1 protein-coding gene is annotated in these 1056 nt (G+C 64.3%); it reads right to left on the bottom strand.

Going from position 1 to position 1056, the window contains the following annotated elements:
* Nucleotides 1-2: 2 nt before the first annotated feature.
* A complete protein-coding gene (locus ABD844_RS35430) occupies nucleotides 3-677 on the bottom strand; it encodes an alpha/beta fold hydrolase (RefSeq protein ID WP_344887746.1) in 675 nt (224 codons plus the stop codon).
* Between the last annotated feature and the right edge of the window lie 379 nt (nucleotides 678-1056).

Below are 1056 nucleotides of genomic sequence, written 5' to 3'. Positions count from 1 at the left end.
GGTCAGCTTGGGGCGGTGGCCTTGAGGAGGATTTCGAGGAGGTCCTCTGGTGCGTCGCGCATCAGGTTGTGGCCGCTGTCCAGCGCGTACGTCGTCCACTCCGGGTCGTTGCTCAGGCGTTGGTAGATGGGGGTGAAGGGGGACTCGCCGTCCCAGGCGGCCGCGTACACGTAGACCTGGCGGTGGTTGTGGGGGTGGTCGTTGGTCAGTCGGAGTGGCTGGAGCAGTGAGGCCAGGGGGTGGGCAGTGGCGCGGGGGTCGAAGAAGGGCAGCGGGCGTACGGCGTAGCCGGTGTCGACCACGTCCATGTACCACTGTCGTTCGCGGTCGGAGACCAGGCTCCAGCAGGAGTCGCCGTCTGCGGGTACGACCGCGTCCAGGTAAACGAGGGCGTTCACTCGGTCGGGCATGCGGTCGGCTACGCCCTTGATCACCATGCCTCCGTAGCTGTGGCCGACCAGGACGGCGTCTTCGATGTTCTCGTTCACCAGAACGGCTGTCACGTCCTGGATGTGGGTGTCGAGGTTCACTCCGCCGTGGAGGAGGTGGCTGCGTTCGCTGATGCCGGTCAGTGTCAGTGGGCGGGTGCGGTGTCCATGGATGTTCAGGTGGGGGGTGAGGTCGTCGAAGCACCAGCCGCCGTGGCACATGCCGGGGATCAGGACGAACGTGGACATTGTTTTTTGTCCTTTCGGCTGGACGTCTGTCTGCTGTCTGTCTTGGGGTGGTGGTTGATGGGCAGAGTCGTTTGCCTCTGAAGGTCAGATCGAACTGGTCGGTGCGATCTAGGATGGTAGCAGTAATCGAACCGATCGGTACCATGTTGCTGGATGGCTGCCCCAATGCGTTCAAGGTGTTCTTGGTGGCATGGGCTGTGAGCGGGTGCTGTGGGATTGAGTGGTGGGACGCGACCGCCTGAGTGTTGAGGCGCTTCGATGGGGCGAGGCGAACCGAAAGTCCCCTGGTGGTGGCGGCAACGGGTGCGGTGGGCTCTGGTCGCGGTGATGGGCGGTGGGCTGGGGGGTCGCTGTGGTGGGGGTGTTGCGCGATGGTCAG

Origin of the sequence: Nonomuraea antimicrobica (genome assembly GCF_039536965.1) — a bacterium.
Classification (GTDB): domain Bacteria; phylum Actinomycetota; class Actinomycetes; order Streptosporangiales; family Streptosporangiaceae; genus Nonomuraea; species Nonomuraea antimicrobica.
The sequence above is the reverse complement of the archived record's forward strand: the minus strand, read 5'-3'. Positions and strand labels throughout refer to the sequence as shown.